Below are 15,003 nucleotides of genomic sequence, written 5' to 3'. Positions count from 1 at the left end.
CGCAAGGGGAGAGGGTAAGCGCGCACCAACTTATTCGGTTGAGTGTGCTCGTGCCCCCGCCCTACTCCGCCGCCTGCCGCACGTGCCGTGCGGTCGGGGTGCGCATGGTGACGAGCTCTTCGGCCGCGGTCGGATGCAGCGCGATGGTCGCGTCGAAATCGGCCTTGGTTGCCTTCATCTTCACCGCGATCGCGACGGCTTGCGTGATCTCGGCGGCGGCATCGCCGACGATGTGACAGCCGAGCACGCGGTCGGTCGCGCCGTCGACCACGAGCTTCATCAGCACGCGGGTGTCGCGGCCGGACATCGTCGCCTTGATGGGCCGGAACGTCGTCTTGTAGATGTCGACGTGGCTGAATTGCGCGCGCGCCTCGGTTTCCGTCAGGCCGACAGTGCCGACCTCCGGCTGCGAGAACACGGCCGTCGGGATATTGGCGTGGTCGACCCGCACCTCGCGCTCGCCGAACACCGTGTCGGCGAAGGCATGGCCCTCCCGGATCGCGACCGGCGTCAGGTTGAAGCGGTGGGTGACGTCGCCGATGGCATAGATGCTGTCGACCGAGCTCTTGGAGAAATGGTCGACCGCGATGCCGCCGTTGGCGGGATTGATGGCGACGCCCGCATTCTCCAGGCCGAGATTGGCGACGTTCGGATGGCGGCCGATCGCGAACATCACTTGGTCGGAGGCGAGGCTCGAGCCGTTCGACAGATGCGTGGTGAAGTCCTCGCCGTGGCGGTCGACCTTGGTCACGGTGCAGCCGGTGAGGATGGTGATGCCCTGCTTCTCCATCTCGGCGCGGACATGGGTCCGGACATCCTCGTCGAAGCCGCGCAGAATGTTGTCGCCGCGATAGATTACCGTCACATCGGAGCCGAAGCCGGCGAAGATGCCGGCGAATTCCAGCGCGATATAGCCGCCGCCCTGGATCACGATCCGCTTCGGCAGCCTCGCAAGATGAAACGCCTCGTTGGAGGAGATCACGTGCTCGATGCCGGGGATCGCCGCGCCATGGTTGGGCGCGCCGCCGGTGGCGATCAGGATGTACTTCGCCGTGACCTTCCTGTCGTTCTCGAGCAGGCGGACGGTGTGCTTGTCCTCGATCACCGCGCGGCTCTTGACGATCTGCGCGCCTGATTTCTCGACGTTGGCGGTGTAGGCCGCCTCCAGCCGCGCGATCTCCTTGTCCTTGTTGGCGATCAGCGTCGGCCAGTCGAAGCTGGCGGGCGGCACGGTCCAGCCGAAGCCGGCGGCGTCCTCGAGCTCGTGACGGACGTGCGAGCCGATCACGAACAGCTTCTTCGGCACACAGCCGCGGATCACGCAGGTGCCGCCCATGCGGTACTCTTCCGCGATCATGACGCGGGCGCCGTAGCCGGCCGCGATGCGGGCGGCACGGACGCCGCCCGAGCCGCCACCAATGACGAAGAGGTCGACGTCGAAATCAGCCATTATCCACTCCGACCCCTTATCAGGAACGAGCTTTCAGAGGTGCGCTCAGATCTCCTTGCCACGCTTGCGCATCTCGGCACGGAAGGCGCCCATCACGGTTTCCGAGAAGTTCTGGGCCCAGCTGTTCATGAACGCCATGCTCTGCCCGATCGCGCGCGGCTCGGCATCGATCAGCTTCTTGCCCAGCGGCGACTTGTAGAAGGTGACGAGGTCCTTCAGCTCCTGCTCGGTGAACTCGCTGGCATAAATCTGCGCCATGCCTTCGCCGATCTCGCTCTGGCGGCCGTTGAGCTGCTGGGCCACGATCGGGGCGACCTCGTTGAGGTCCTTCTGGTAATTCAGGTTCTGCTGGATCAGCGCGCCCTTGGTCTTCTCGACCATGCCCGGCACGGCGCCCGCATACATCCCGGCGGCGTTCTTGATCTGCAGAATTTCCTTCGCTGCCGCAATCGCCGCGGGCGACGCCTTCGGCAGGGCCGGCGCCGCGGGAGCCTTCTGGCCCGCCTGCTGCGCGGCGACCGGGGCGGCCGAAAGGGCCAATCCCGCAGCGAGAGCCGCAGCCGGCAAGATTTTCAACACGTTCTTCATTCCTGGTCTCCTTTCGGCTTGCGCCGTTCAATCACGCGGATTCCGCCGCCGCCCGCCAGAACGGCCGAGCTGGCCAAGCCGATGAACAGCCCGTGCTCGACCACACCGGGAATGGCGCTCAACGCCTTGGCGAGACCGGGGGGATCCGTAATACGTCCGAGCTGGGCATCGACGATCCAGTGGCCGCCATCGGTGACGAAAACGTGGCCGTCCTTGTCCCCGTCCTTGGCCTTGCGGACCGCCATTTGCCCGGAAACGCCGCATTCGGCAAATGCCTTTTCGATCGCGCGGCGCGTCGCACCGAGCCCGAATGGGATGACCTCGATCGGCAGCGGAAACTTGCCGAGCGTCGGCACCCATTTGCTGTCGTCGGCAATCACGATCATGCGGTCCGAGGCGGCCGCCACGATCTTCTCGCGCAACAGCGCGCCGCCGCCGCCCTTGATCAGATTGAGCTCGGGATCGATCTCGTCGGCGCCGTCGATCGTGAGGTCGAGATGGTCGATCTCGTCCAGCGTCGTCAGCTTGACGCCGCAGCGTTCCGCATCGGCCCGCGTCGCCTCGGAGGTCGGCACGCCGATCACCTTGAGCCCGGCGGCAACGCGTTCGCCGAGCAGCTCGACGAAGTGCTTGGCGGTCGAGCCGGTGCCGAGCCCGAGCTGCATGCCGTCGCGCACCTCCTCCAGCGCACGCGCCGCAGCCTGCCGCTTCAACTGGTCCATGGTCACGTGTGCGCCTGCCTTGTGAAGTCTCGAACATGCGGCCGATTCCGGCCGGTTTCGGGCGCCTATGTAGCCTCGTTTTTCCCAGGAGAACAGGGCCTGGAACAGGGTCTGGGAACAGGCCTATAAGGTGATCTTATGGGCCCGCCCCTTGCGCGGATAGGACCAGGCCGGTAGCGCTTGGAAATCATGACCTTCTTCAAGACGACTTCCCCTCACACCATCGTCTTCGATCTCGACGGCACGCTGGTGGATACGGCACCCGACCTGATCACGGCCCTCAATTACGTGCTCGACCGCGAAGGCCTGCCGCCGGTGCCGATGGCCTCGGCCCGCAACATGATCGGCGCCGGTGCCCGCAAGCTGATCGAGCGGGGGCTGGAAGCGGAGGGCCGCACCGTCACGCCCGCGGACATGGACCGGATGACTGCGGATTTCATCGCGTACTATGCCGACCATATCGCGGTGGAATCCCGCCCCTTCGAGGGTCTCGAGGCCGCGCTGGACCAGTTTGCCGCCCAGGGCCATCGCCTCGCGGTCTGCACCAACAAGCTGGAATGGCTGTCGAAGCGCCTGCTGGACCAGCTCGACCTCAGCCGCCGCTTCGCGGCGATCTGCGGCGCGGACACCTTTGGCGTCCAGAAGCCCGATCCGACCATTCTTCGCGAGACCGTGGCCCGGGCCGGCGGCGAGGTGAAGGCCAGCATCATGGTCGGCGACGCCGGAACCGATGTCGGCGTCGCCCGGCGGGCCGGCGTGCCGGTGATCGGGGTCAGCTTCGGCTACACCGACGTGCCGATCGCCGAGCTGAAGCCGGACCGCCTGATCCACCACATGCGCGATCTGCCGGCGGCCGCGATCAGCCTGATGACGGCAAGCAACACAGCAACGCTTTGATAGGATTGCCATTTTCGCCGCCTCACATCCCGAATGGATGCATAGAGGGCTGACTTCACCGGCGCCGCGGGCGTTGCCGGTCGTACGCGGAACCCAGCTGCGAGCCGCACCGAACGAGCCGAAATCCCGCGCCGAGGGGGTCACATGCGTCAGTGCTGCACTCACGTATACCACCCGATTGTCCTTGCCGCGTCCGATGCTTAGATTGCGTCGACCGCACCGCTGCAGCAAAGGTGCGCCCGTCGCCATAAGTGAAGGCCTCTCGCATGACCGGATCCGCCGCATTGTCGACCCCGATGACCGATCCGTTCGGGCGGACCATCACCTACTTGCGCGTCTCCGTCACCGACCGCTGCGACCTGCGCTGCTTCTACTGTATGTCCGAAGACATGACGTTCCTGCCCAAGGCGGACCTGCTGACGCTGGAGGAGCTCGATCGGCTCTGTACGGCCTTCATCGCCAAGGGCGTGAAGAAGCTGCGCCTCACCGGCGGCGAGCCCTTGGTCCGCCGCAATGTGATGTCGCTGGTGCGCTCGTTGTCGCGGCATCTGTCGAGCGGCGCGTTGAGCGAGCTGACGCTGACCACCAACGGCACCCAGCTTGCGAAGCACGCGCGGGAGCTCGCCGATTGCGGCGTCCGCCGCATCAACGTCTCGCTCGACACCCTCGATCCCAAGAAGTTTCGCGAGATCACCCGCTGGGGCGAGATCGACAAGGTGCTGGAGGGCATCGAGGCCGCGCGCGCCGCAGGGCTCGCCGTGAAGATCAACGCCGTGGCGCTGAAGAACCTCAACGAGGACGAGCTGCCTTCGCTGATGCGCTGGGCCCACGGCAAGGGCATGGGCCTGACGCTGATCGAGGTGATGCCGATGGGCGAGATCGGATCGGGCCGCATTGACCAATATCTGCCGCTGTCGCTGGTGCGCGCCCGCCTCGCCCAGCAGTTCACGCTGACGGATCTGGCCGAGAGCACCGGCGGTCCGGCCCGCTATGTCGGCGTCGCCGAGACCGGCGGCAAGCTCGGCTTCATCACGCCGATGACCCATAATTTCTGCGAATCCTGTAATCGGGTACGCATCACCTGCACCGGAACGCTGCACACCTGCCTCGGCCATGAGGATGCCTCCGATTTGCGCAAACCTCTGCGTGCATCGAGCGACGATCTATTGCTTGCGGATGCGATCGACCGCGCCATCGGGCTGAAGCCCAAGGGCCACGATTTCATCATCGACCGCCGCCACGACCGGCCCAGCGTCTCCAGGCACATGAGCGTCACCGGCGGCTAACTCCGTATAGTTGCGGCCCTATTCCCCTTAACTATCAACAAACTTCCGATTGACTGGCGGCACGCCCGCTGGTTTGGTGCGGCGGCCTCATGCCTGCGCGGCGAGATAAGCCACGCGCCATCTCGGCGCAGTCAAGACGGCCGGGGCACAATCGGGGGAGGACCTATCGTTGCAAGCGCTCCTTAAGCTGAGCAGCAGGATCGACGCGTTCACGCGCTGGACCGGCAAACGTATTGCGTGGCTGATCGTGCTCGCCGTTGTCATTTCGGCGGTCAACGCGATCATCCGCAAGACGTTCGACACCTCGTCCAATTCGTGGCTCGAGCTGCAATGGGTGCTGTTCAGCATCGTCTTCCTGCTCTGTTCGCCCTGGACGCTGCTCGACAATGAGCACATCCGCATCGACATCGTAAGCAACACGATGCCCAAGAAGGCGCGCAACGTCATCGACATCGTCGGTCACGTGTTCTTCCTCATTCCGATCTGCATCGTCATGATCGTCACGGGCGTGCCGTTCTTCCTGCGCTCCTTCCAGATCAACGAGCAATCCGGCAATGCCGGCGGCCTGCCGCAATGGCCCGCCAAAGCCCTGATCATGGTGGGGTTCGCCTTCCTTCTGGTCCAAGGCATTTCCGAGCTGATCAAGCGGATCGCGGTGATGCGCGGCTTGATACCGGACCCGCACGAATCGCAGGTGTCGGCGCTCGAAGCGGAAGTCGAGCATCTCGTTGAAGCGATCGAGAAGAAGTAGCCGTTGGCGACGGTGTAGGGGGAATCCATGACCGCATTCATCATCGCCAATATGGCGCCCATCATGTTCGTATCGCTGGTCGTCATGCTGCTGCTCGGCTATCCGGCGGCATTCTCGCTCGGCGCCGTCGGCCTGTTCTTCGCCATCATCGGCGTCGAGCTCGGCCAGTTTCACCCCGACTTCCTCCAGGCCTTGCCGGAGCGCGTCTATGGCGTGATGAACAACGACACGCTGCTCGCGATCCCCTTCTTCACCTTCATGGGATTGGTGCTGGAGCGGTCGGGCATGGCCGAGGACCTGCTCGACACGATCGGCCAGCTGTTCGGCACGATCCGCGGCGGCCTCGCCTATGCCGTGATCTTCGTCGGCGCGCTGCTCGCTGCGACCACCGGCGTGGTCGCGGCGTCCGTGATCTCGATGGGCCTGATCTCGCTGCCGATCATGCTGCGCTATGGCTATGATCGCCGCGTGGCCGCCGGCGTCATCGCCGCCTCCGGCACGCTCGCGCAAATCATTCCGCCCTCCCTCGTCCTGATCGTGATGGCCGACCAGCTCGGCAAGTCCGTCGGCGACATGTACGAAGGCGCCTTCATCCCGGGCCTCGTGCTTGCCGCCCTCTACGCCGGATACGCTTTCCTCGTCAGCATGATCTGGCCGAAGGCGACGCCCGGCCTGCCGAAGGACGCCATCGGCTTCCGCGAAGAGAACGGCGATCGCGGCCTTGTATCGCTCGGTGTGCTGTTCCTCGCGAGCTGCGCATTCGGATGGCTCATGATGCGCAATTCCAGCACTCGTGGCGCCGATTACGTGGTGCTCAGCATGTTCTACGGCATCATCTTCGCATTCGCCGTCGCCGTGCTGAACTGGGTGGTGGATAAGCTGACCGGATTCCGTTTCCTCTCGAAGATGGCGCAGCAGACCACCTTCGTGATGGTGCCGCCGCTGTTCCTGATCTTCCTGGTGCTGGGCACGATCTTCATCGGCATCGCCACGCCGACCGAAGGCGGTGCGATGGGTGCCGCCGGCGCCCTCATTCTCGGTGCCGTGAAGCGGCGGCTGAGCTGGGACCTGATACGGCAGGCCACGGAATCGACCGCCAAGCTGTCGGCCTTCGTCGTGTTCATCCTGGTCGGCGCCCGCATCTTTTCGCTCACCTTTTACGGGGTCAACGGTCACGTCTGGGTCGAGCACCTGCTCACATCGCTGCCGGGCGGCCAGATCGGCTTCCTGATCTTCGTCAACGCGCTCGTATTCGTACTGGCCTTCTTCCTCGACTTCTTCGAGCTGGCCTTCATCGTGATCCCGCTACTGGGACCGGCCGCCGAGAAGCTCGGCATCGACCTGATCTGGTTCGGCGTCATTCTCGGCGTCAATATGCAGACCTCGTTCATGCACCCGCCGTTCGGATTCGCGCTGTTCTATCTCCGGTCCGTCGCGCCGAAGGAGCGATACACCGATCGGGTCACTGGCAAGCGGATGGACCCCGTCACCACCGGCCAGATCTATTGGGGTGCGGTGCCCTTCGTCGTCATCCAGATCATCATGGTCGGCCTCGTGATCGCGTTCCCGTCGATGGTGATGCACTACAAGGGCGTGCAGACGAACATCGATCCCAGCACGATCAAGATCGAGGTGCCGCAGATCGAGCTGCCTCCGCTGGATCTCGGCCCTCCGCAGAAGTAGTGCGACAACTGGTTCTAGCAGCGAGCGCCCACACCCTCTTCCCTTCTCCCCTTGTGGGAGAAGGTGGCGCGAACGCAGTTCGCGCCGGATGAGGGGTTTCTCTCCGCGCATTTTACTCGCCGTCGGACTCGCGGAGACAACCCCTCACCCGGCTTCGCTATCGCGAAGCCGCCCTCTCCCACCAGGGGAGAGGGTGCAGCACGGCCGCGTGACAAGCGCCGCGAACACAGGCATATCGGCTCCTTCTTCAACCGAAGGACTGTCCGCTCATGCCCCGATCGCACCTCGCTTCCACGTTCTTTGGAACGTTGATCGCCTCACTCTGGCTGGCATCTGCCGCAACGCTGGTGCACGCCGAGCCGGTCGCCAACGTCCATGCGCTGGCGCAGAAGGAACAGCAGCCGCTGCTCGACACGCTGCGCGATCTCGTCAACATCGAATCCGGCAGCAAGGACATCGAAGGCCTGAACCAGATCGCCGAGCGCATTGCCGGTCAGCTCAAGCAACTCGGCGGCACGGTGGAGATCCTGCAGCCGACTGACATCTATCGCCTCGACGACACCCCCGAAAAGATCGGGCCGGCCGTACACGCCGTGTTCAAGGGCACGGGGTCCAAGAAGATCATGCTGATTGCCCACATGGACACGGTGTACCTGAAGGGCATGCTGAAGGACCAGCCGTTCCGCATCGACGGCGACAAGGCCTACGGGCTCGGCATTGCCGACGACAAGCAGGGCATCGCGCTCATTCTCCATACCGTAGCATTGCTGCAGAAGCTGAACTTCAGGGATTACGGCACGCTCACGGTGCTCACGAACGGCGACGAGGAGATCTCCTCGCCCGGCTGGCGCAGCACCATCACCAAGCTCGCCTCGGATCAGGACGTGGTGTTCTCGTTCGAAGGCGGCGGCACCGACGGCACGCTGCGCCTCGCCACCAGCGGCATCGGCTCGGCCTATCTTACCGTGCATGGCAAGTCGTCACATGCCGGCGCACGGCCCGAAGGCGGCGTGAATGCGCTGTACGAGCTCTCGCACCAGGTGCTGCAGATGAAGGACTTGTCCAAGCCCGAGCAGGGCCTGAAGCTGAATTGGACGGTGTCCAAGTCCGGAACCAACCGCAATGTGATCCCTGCCGAGGCGACGGCCCAGGCCGACGCGCGCGCCCTCAAGGTGTCCGACTTCGACGAGTTGCAGAAGGCGCTGCAGGACAAGATCAAGAATCGCCTGCTGCCCGATTCCAGAGTCGAGCTGAAGTTCGAGGTGCGGCGCCCGCCGCTCGAACCCAGTGAGGCCTCGCGCCGGGTGGCGGCCTATGGCAAGACGATCTATGGGGAGATCGGACTATCCCTCAAGGTCGACGAGAAGGCCATCGGCGGCGGCACCGACGCGGCTTTCGCCGCGCTGCAATCCAAAGGAGCCGTGGTGGAAGGCATGGGCCTGTCGGCCTTCGGCGCGCACTCCAACGATGCCGAATATGTGCAGATGGGCAGCATCGTGCCGCGGCTGTATCTGACGACACGCATGATCATGGACCTGTCCACCGGCAAGCTGAAATAGCGGCTCGGTCGCCGCGTTTCACTTTCAGGCTTGCCGCTCTCCACGGCGAACGAGACCGAGCGAAGCTGTTCCGTCAGGAACAGGAAGCGTTCAGAGATCGTCTTCGAAATGACGTCCGGCATATGCGATTGTGACGATCTCGACCTCTGTCTTCAGGACACGGAACGCGATCGTCACGCGCCGCTCGAATCCGACGGTACGCAGACCTGGAAGAAGATGTCGCGACTGGTCCCACGTTTGGGAAAGGTGGCGAGAGCCATGCATGCCTTCTCGATACGGTCGATATAGCCGCCTGCAATTCAGTAGCCGGCACGTTCTGCGATGTACTCGTAAAGGCCGACCAGATCGGCCTCCGCCTCCGGTCGGAATACGACCTTAAGTGCCACGCTTGGCTGCCTTCACGTTTCTGGCGTGACGAGTCCGCAGGCGCTTGAAAACGTCACTCGCAGCAACGCTTGGGCGGGGATCCTGGACCGAAGCTTGGACCTTGGCGGCCAGATATTCGTCAAGCGCGGCATCCTGACGATCGAGGGCGCGGAGGGCCGAGCGCATGACTTCGCTGGCAGAGGCATATTCGCCTGACTTCAGGCGGGCTTCCAGGCTCGCGCGCTGCGGGCCAAGAGTCACGGTGATCGGCTTGCTGGTCCGCATGTGGTTCCCCTTCAGTGCTCTACAACGCAAGATATGACAGTGTCATACATACCTCAAGCGCCATCCGGGCCTCCCTGCTCCGCGCACGGGAAAAGGTGCATTGTCATTGCCGGGCCAGTTCCTCCTCCATCGTGACCTTGTCCGCCAGCCGAAACCGCAGCGTGAACTCCGCACCGCCGCCGGGCAGGTTCTCCACCGACACCGTGGCGGCGTGATCATCCGCCACGGCGCGCACGATCGAGAGCCCCAGCCCCGCGCCGTCACTGCGCCGGCGGTCGGCGCGCCAGAAGCGCTGGAAGATCAGCTCGCGCTCAGCCTCCGCGATCCCCGGGCCGGAATCGCGCACCCGCACCGAACCGTCCTCCCCCACCTCGACCTCGACGGTGGTGCCCTCCGCCGTGAACTTGATGGCGTTTTCGGCAAGATTGAACACCGCGCGCTGCAGCATCTCCGAATTGCCGTGGATCAGGACCGGTGCGTCGGTGCCCTTCAGCGCGATGTCCTTGCGTTGCGCGATCGCGAACGGAGCGATCGAGCCGACCACCTCGGCACAGACGGCGCGCAAATCCGCGGTCTCGCCGGGATCGAGCACCAGGGTGTCGAGCTCGGCGATCTCAAGCAGCTGGGCGACGATCCGGCTCATCGCCTCGATGTCGGCATGCAGCGCCCGCCGTTCCGCGCCGTCGCCGAGCGTCTCGATCCGCGTGCGCAGGATCGCCAGCGGCGTGCGCAATTGATGCGCGGCATCCGCCGTGAACTGCCGCTGCACGCGAAAGCCGGCCTCGAGGCGGTCGAGCGCCTGGTTCACGGCGGTGACCAGCGGCACGATCTCGCGCGGAATCTGCTCGGTCGGCAGGCGAATGTCGGTGCGTGCAGGGCCGATGTTGCTGGCCTCCTGGGAGGCCTTCCACAACGGCGCGATCGCGCGGCGGAAGATGATGATGTCGATGGCAAGCAGGACCAGGAGGATCGGGACGGTGATCCACCCGACCCGCCGAAAAAAGTTCGAGACGATATCGTCGATGATGACGTCCCGGTGGGCCAGATCCTCGGCAACCTGGATGCCCACCGTCTTGCCGGCAACGTCTCGCGTGACGCTGGCGCCGGAGACGGTGTCGGAGAAACGGGAGGGCGCCGTCGCGGCGGAACGCCGGTGCGAGGAGAACAGCAACCTTCCGTCGGCATCGCGAATGTCGAACTGGTAGCGGCCGTAGGCGTCCGAATAGAGCCCCTTGAGGCTGTCGGGCAGGTTGAAGGTCAACGTGCCGTCCGGCTGCGCGACGATGCGCTCCGCCAGCACCTCGGCCTGCGCGCGCATGGCATCGCGATGCAGCTGGTCGATCTCGGAGTTGAGCAGCCAGAACAACACCAGCGGCAGGAAGATCGCGACCATCGCGACCGCGACGATGTGCAGAAACACGATGCGCGAGATCAGCGATTTGAAGGTCAGCGATCCGGCACGGCCCGCGGCGGGCACGCTATTTCTCCTCGGTCATGAGATAGCCGACGCCACGGATCGTATGGATCACGACCTTGGCGCCGTGTTCAGTCAGCTGCTTGCGCAGCCGCGACACGTAGACCTCGATCGCATTGGAGGCGACGTCGCCTTCGAGACCGAAGATGTGGTCCTCGACGTTCTTCTTCGGTACCACCCGCCCCTGCCGGCGCAGCAGGATCTCGAGCACCGAGGTCTCGCGCGCGGAGATGATCCGCGGCTGGTCGTCGACGAAGATCTGCCGGCTCTCGGTGTCGTAGACGAGGTTGGCGAGAGTGAGCGAGCGGCCGAGCAACTGGCCGGGGCGGCGCAGGATGGCCTCCAGCCGCGCCACCAGCTCCTCCATCGCGAACGGTTTTGCCAAATAGTCGTCGGCGCCGCTGCGCAGGCCGGTGACGCGGTCCTGCAAGCCGCCGCGCGCGGTCAGCACCAGCACCGGCAGCGGCTCCATCTTGAGGCGCAGCTCGCGCAGCACCGACAGGCCGTCGGCATCGGGCAGACCGAGGTCGAGGATCATCGCGGCATAGCTGACGCTGTTCACCGCCTCGCGCGCCTCGGCCGCGCTGCCCACGATGTCGCTCTCATAGCCGGCTGCGGCCAGCCCACCGGCCACGAGCCGCGACAGCTCGGCATTGTCCTCGACGATCAGAAGCCGCATCGCATATCCGCTGGACGTTCCTGATACCGCACCGCTCGCGCCGCATCTGCGCTCTTTTCCAGCATTCGGGGCGCCGCGGCCAGCGAAAAAGCGCCGAATAGCCTCTCCTTGTCAGGTCAGTGTAAGCCAGCGCTGCGCATGAACCCGGTCATCGACCACATGATCATCGCCGGCCGAAGATTGACCCACGGAACATTCGTTTTGGCGTGTCGTTAAATCCAAGCGCTCAGGATGAGCGCCTGGAGGAGCCCGATGTCGTATTTTCCATCTGGCGAAGACCAAGCCTTCCGCATTTGCAAGGTGCTCGCCGACGTCTTCTGCGCGATCCTGCTCGGCACCTTTTCGATCGTGTTCTTCGGCTGGATCGGCGGAATTGTCGCCTTCGTCATTCTCGAAGCTGCCCTGCTCGGGCTCGACTGGCTCATGCCAAGCGCAAGAGACGCAGCAGGCGTCGTTCGCTAGCCGCGCTTCCGATGCTCGGCAGCCGACCGATGGTCCGCCTCTGGCGGCAACTAAGCTCGGCTGCTAAGACTCAGCTTGCCCCAACGCGCGGACCTTTCCATTACGACGCGCGCCGGCACTAACGGAAAAGGACATCGACCAGGCCTTGCGCAGCGCTCTTTGAATTTCATCGGGATCGAAGCGCATCGGGGGCATCGTTCAGCGCCACGATTTCGGATCGGGCGATGATGCATGTCTACCACTGTTTTGCCCGACGGGTCAAAAATTTCGGTAATTTCGCAATCGCTCGTGGTAACGAAGTCAAGTCATTGATATCGCTGCCCCGGTCTACTGTGCATGGGGTTGTTTTCGATGTTTTGGTTGGACGCCCTCCCAACAGCAGCGACAACGCCCCGGAGCCTTTCGCTCCGGGGCGTGCCGCATCCGATCGGGACGCGATCAGCTCTGCGAGCGCCGCGCCATGAAGATGTCGTAGCCGACCTCGGCCACCTGGAACCAGGAATAGCCGTCGCTCGTGAACTTGGCGAGCGAGTCGTTCACCTTCTTGAAGTTCGGATTGGTCGCAGCGACTTCGGCGTGCAGCTCCTTGGCCGCCTTGTAGCAGGCATCCATGATCGCGGGCGAGAAGGCGTGCAGCTTGGTGCCGCCCGCGAGCAGCTTCCTCAGCGCCAGCGGATTGGCGTTGTCGTAGCGCGCCATCATGTAATTGTTGGCGTAGTGGCCGGCCTGCTCCAGCACGCTCTGGTAATATTTCGGCAGCGCGTTCCATTTGTCGAGGTTGACGAAAGCCATCAGCATCGGACCGCCTTCCCACCAGCCGGGGTAGTAGTAGTGCGGCGCGATCTTGTAGAAGCCGAGCTTCTCGTCGTCATAAGGCCCGACCCATTCGGCGGCGTCGATCGTGCCCTTCTCCAGCGCCGGATAGATGTCACCGCCGGCGAGCTGCTGCGGCACCACGCCGAGCTTCTGGAGCACGCGGCCGGTGAAGCCGCCGATGCGGAACTTCATGCCTTTGAGATCGTCGGGCGTGTTGACCTCTTTCCTGAACCAGCCGCCCATCTGGCAGCCGGTGTTGCCCGCGAGCAGCGAGACGACGTTGTAGCTCTTGTAGAACTCGTTGAGCACGTCGCGGCCGCCGCCCAGCATGTACCAGGCCTGGTTGATGCGCATGTTGGGACCGAACGGCACGGCCGAGCCGAAGGTGAAGGTCGGGTCCTTGCCGAAATAATAATAGGACGCGGTGTGGCCGATCTCGCAGGTGCCGTTCTGCACGGCGTCGAGCACCTGCAGGCCCGGCACGATTTCGCCGGCCGCGAAGATCTGGATCTGGAATTTGTTGTCGGTCGCCTCGGCAACCATCTTGCACATCATCTCGGCGCCGCCAAACAGCGTGTCGAGCGATTTCGGCCAGCTCGTCGGCATGCGCCATTTGATTTCCGGCATCGACTGCGCGATCGCGGGAGCCGCGAGCGTGGCGGCGCCGGCCGCACCAAGTCCTGTGACCTTGATGAAGTCTCTTCTCTTCATGATTTCCTACCCTGATGGATCTAATTGTGGAGCCTTCTTTGCGAGGCTTGCCGACAGAATGGAGCATCACGGGACCGAATGCCATCCCGATCGCAAAGAAAAAGCCCGGCCTCCTGGGGAGGCCGGGCTAGTGGTCTTACGACCTAAGCCGTAGATCAGCCGCGGGTGCGCGAGCGGATCATGAAGCTATCGTAGGTATATTCGGCAACCTGCCACCACAGATATTCGTCGGAGCGGTAGGCCTGCATGGAGTCAATGGCCTTTTTGAAGTCGGCGTTCTTGCCAGAAACCTCGGCCCACAGCTCGTTGGTCGCCTTGAGGCAGGCTTCCAGCACCTCGTTGGTGAACGGACGAAGCTGGGTGCCGCCGGCGACCAGGCGCTTCAGCGCCGCCGGGTTCTGCATGTCGTAGCGCGCAGCCATCCAGCTGTTGGCGTTCGCCGTCGCGTTGGTGAGGATCGCCTGGTAGCTCTTCGGCAGCGCATTGAACTTTTCCAGGTTGGCGAAGGCGTGGACGGTCGGACCGCCCTCCCAGAAGCCGGGGTAGTAGTAGTACTTGGCGACCTTGGCGAAGCCGAGCTTCTCGTCATCGTAGGGGCCGACCCACTCGGCGGCGTCGATCGTGCCCTTCTCCAGCGCGGGATAAATGTCGCCGCCGGCGAGCTGCTGCGGCACCACGCCGACCTTCTGCAGCACCTGGCCGGCAATGCCGCCGATGCGCATCTTGAGGCCGGAGAGGTCGGCAACGGTCTTGATCTCCTTGCGGAACCAGCCGCCCATCTGGGTACCGGTGTTGCCGCATGGGAAGCCGATCACGTTCGACTTCTTGAAGAACTCGTTGGCGAGCTCGTTGCCGCCGCCCTGATAGAGCCACGAATTCTGCTGACGCGCGTTGAGGCCGAACGGCACCGAGGCGAAGATCGCGAAGGTGGGGTCCTTGCCGACGTAATAGTACGAGACGGTGTGGCACATATCGACCGTGCCGTTCGAGGTCGCATCGAGCGCCTGGAGGCCGGGGACGATTTCGCCGGCGGCGAACACCTGAATCTGGAACTTGTTGTCAGTCATCTCGGCGACGTACTTCGCCACCTGCTCGGCGCCGCCATAGATGGTGTCGAGCGACTTCGGGAAGCTCGAAGTCAGGCGCCACTTCACCTCGGGCGAGGACTGTGCGATCGCCGGCGAGGCCACCGCGGTCGCCGCCGCGCCTGCTGCCGACACTTTGAGAAAATCACGACGCTTCATCTTCAGGTCTCTCCTTGCTGGGGCGTTTCC

At 64.0% G+C, this 15,003-nt stretch carries 14 protein-coding genes; 6 read left to right on the top strand and 8 right to left on the bottom strand.

The window, feature by feature from the left end; genetic code table 11:
• Positions 1 to 61 precede the first annotated feature (61 nt).
• From gor to rpiA, 3 genes are read right to left on the bottom strand one after another with little or no spacing between them, the layout of a single operon-like run.
• Positions 62 to 1,450, bottom strand: a complete 1,389-nt coding sequence (gor, locus tag GA0061099_RS14415; RefSeq protein WP_036022235.1) for a glutathione-disulfide reductase — start codon at positions 1,448 to 1,450, stop codon at positions 62 to 64.
• A 45-nt stretch (positions 1,451 to 1,495) separates the two neighbouring features.
• A complete protein-coding gene (locus GA0061099_RS14410) occupies positions 1,496 to 2,038 on the bottom strand; it encodes a DUF2059 domain-containing protein (protein ID WP_036022233.1) in 543 nt (180 codons plus the stop codon).
• Positions 2,035 to 2,766 (bottom strand): ribose-5-phosphate isomerase RpiA, encoded by a 732-nt coding sequence (rpiA, locus tag GA0061099_RS14405; protein ID WP_036022230.1) that lies wholly within the window; start codon positions 2,764 to 2,766, stop codon positions 2,035 to 2,037. The genes GA0061099_RS14410 and rpiA overlap by 4 nt, the downstream gene beginning before the upstream one ends.
• A gap of 183 nt (positions 2,767 to 2,949) precedes the next feature.
• On the opposite strand from rpiA, the gene GA0061099_RS14400 reads away from it, so the two are divergent.
• The 5 genes from GA0061099_RS14400 to GA0061099_RS14380 all read left to right on the top strand — a co-directional run bounded on the left by GA0061099_RS14400 (position 2,950) and on the right by GA0061099_RS14380 (position 8,936).
• On the top strand, positions 2,950 to 3,657 hold the full coding sequence (locus GA0061099_RS14400) for an HAD family hydrolase (protein WP_074447936.1): 708 nt from the start codon (positions 2,950 to 2,952) through the stop codon (positions 3,655 to 3,657).
• A gap of 266 nt (positions 3,658 to 3,923) precedes the next feature.
• A complete protein-coding gene (gene moaA / locus GA0061099_RS14395; protein WP_036001562.1) occupies positions 3,924 to 4,943 on the top strand; it encodes a GTP 3',8-cyclase MoaA in 1,020 nt (339 codons plus the stop codon).
• A 169-nt stretch (positions 4,944 to 5,112) separates the two neighbouring features.
• On the top strand, positions 5,113 to 5,694 hold the full coding sequence (locus GA0061099_RS14390; protein ID WP_036001566.1) for a TRAP transporter small permease subunit: 582 nt from the start codon (positions 5,113 to 5,115) through the stop codon (positions 5,692 to 5,694).
• Positions 5,695 to 5,721: 27 nt separating this feature from the next.
• On the top strand, positions 5,722 to 7,377 hold the full coding sequence (locus GA0061099_RS14385) for a TRAP transporter large permease (protein WP_036001569.1): 1,656 nt from the start codon (positions 5,722 to 5,724) through the stop codon (positions 7,375 to 7,377).
• Positions 7,378 to 7,646: 269 nt separating this feature from the next.
• Positions 7,647 to 8,936: a M20/M25/M40 family metallo-hydrolase gene (locus GA0061099_RS14380; RefSeq protein WP_036022227.1), complete on the top strand. Its 1,290-nt coding sequence runs from the start codon at positions 7,647 to 7,649 to the stop codon at positions 8,934 to 8,936.
• A 375-nt stretch (positions 8,937 to 9,311) separates the two neighbouring features.
• Here the strand turns inward: GA0061099_RS14380 and GA0061099_RS14370 are convergent, their stop codons facing one another.
• The 3 genes from GA0061099_RS14370 to GA0061099_RS14360 all read right to left on the bottom strand — a co-directional run bounded on the left by GA0061099_RS14370 (position 9,312) and on the right by GA0061099_RS14360 (position 11,740).
• Complete coding sequence (locus GA0061099_RS14370) at positions 9,312 to 9,587, bottom strand: ribbon-helix-helix domain-containing protein (protein ID WP_036022224.1); 276 nt, start codon at positions 9,585 to 9,587, stop codon at positions 9,312 to 9,314.
• A 103-nt stretch (positions 9,588 to 9,690) separates the two neighbouring features.
• A complete protein-coding gene (locus tag GA0061099_RS14365) occupies positions 9,691 to 11,064 on the bottom strand; it encodes a sensor histidine kinase (RefSeq protein WP_036022221.1) in 1,374 nt (457 codons plus the stop codon).
• A gap of 1 nt (position 11,065) precedes the next feature.
• Positions 11,066 to 11,740 carry a response regulator gene (locus GA0061099_RS14360; RefSeq protein ID WP_036001578.1) on the bottom strand — a complete coding sequence of 225 codons (675 nt, stop codon included), beginning with the start codon at positions 11,738 to 11,740 and terminating at the stop codon, positions 11,066 to 11,068.
• 252 nt (positions 11,741 to 11,992) lie between these two features.
• On the opposite strand from GA0061099_RS14360, the gene GA0061099_RS14355 reads away from it, so the two are divergent.
• Entirely contained in the window at positions 11,993 to 12,202 is a 210-nt protein-coding gene (locus GA0061099_RS14355) for a hypothetical protein (protein WP_036001583.1), read from the top strand.
• A 438-nt stretch (positions 12,203 to 12,640) separates the two neighbouring features.
• On the opposite strand, the gene GA0061099_RS14350 is transcribed toward GA0061099_RS14355, so the two are convergent.
• Together GA0061099_RS14350 and GA0061099_RS14345 are read right to left on the bottom strand one after the other, a co-directional pair.
• Positions 12,641 to 13,729: a TRAP transporter substrate-binding protein gene (locus GA0061099_RS14350; RefSeq protein WP_036001586.1), complete on the bottom strand. Its 1,089-nt coding sequence runs from the start codon at positions 13,727 to 13,729 to the stop codon at positions 12,641 to 12,643.
• A 155-nt stretch (positions 13,730 to 13,884) separates the two neighbouring features.
• Positions 13,885 to 14,973: a TRAP transporter substrate-binding protein gene (locus GA0061099_RS14345; protein WP_036001589.1), complete on the bottom strand. Its 1,089-nt coding sequence runs from the start codon at positions 14,971 to 14,973 to the stop codon at positions 13,885 to 13,887.
• Positions 14,974 to 15,003 lie beyond the last annotated feature (30 nt).

It is taken from the genome of Bradyrhizobium yuanmingense (assembly GCF_900094575.1).
Lineage (GTDB): Bacteria > Pseudomonadota > Alphaproteobacteria > Rhizobiales > Xanthobacteraceae > Bradyrhizobium > Bradyrhizobium yuanmingense.
Note: the sequence above shows the minus strand (reverse complement) of the source record. Positions and strands in the feature narration are given on the sequence as shown.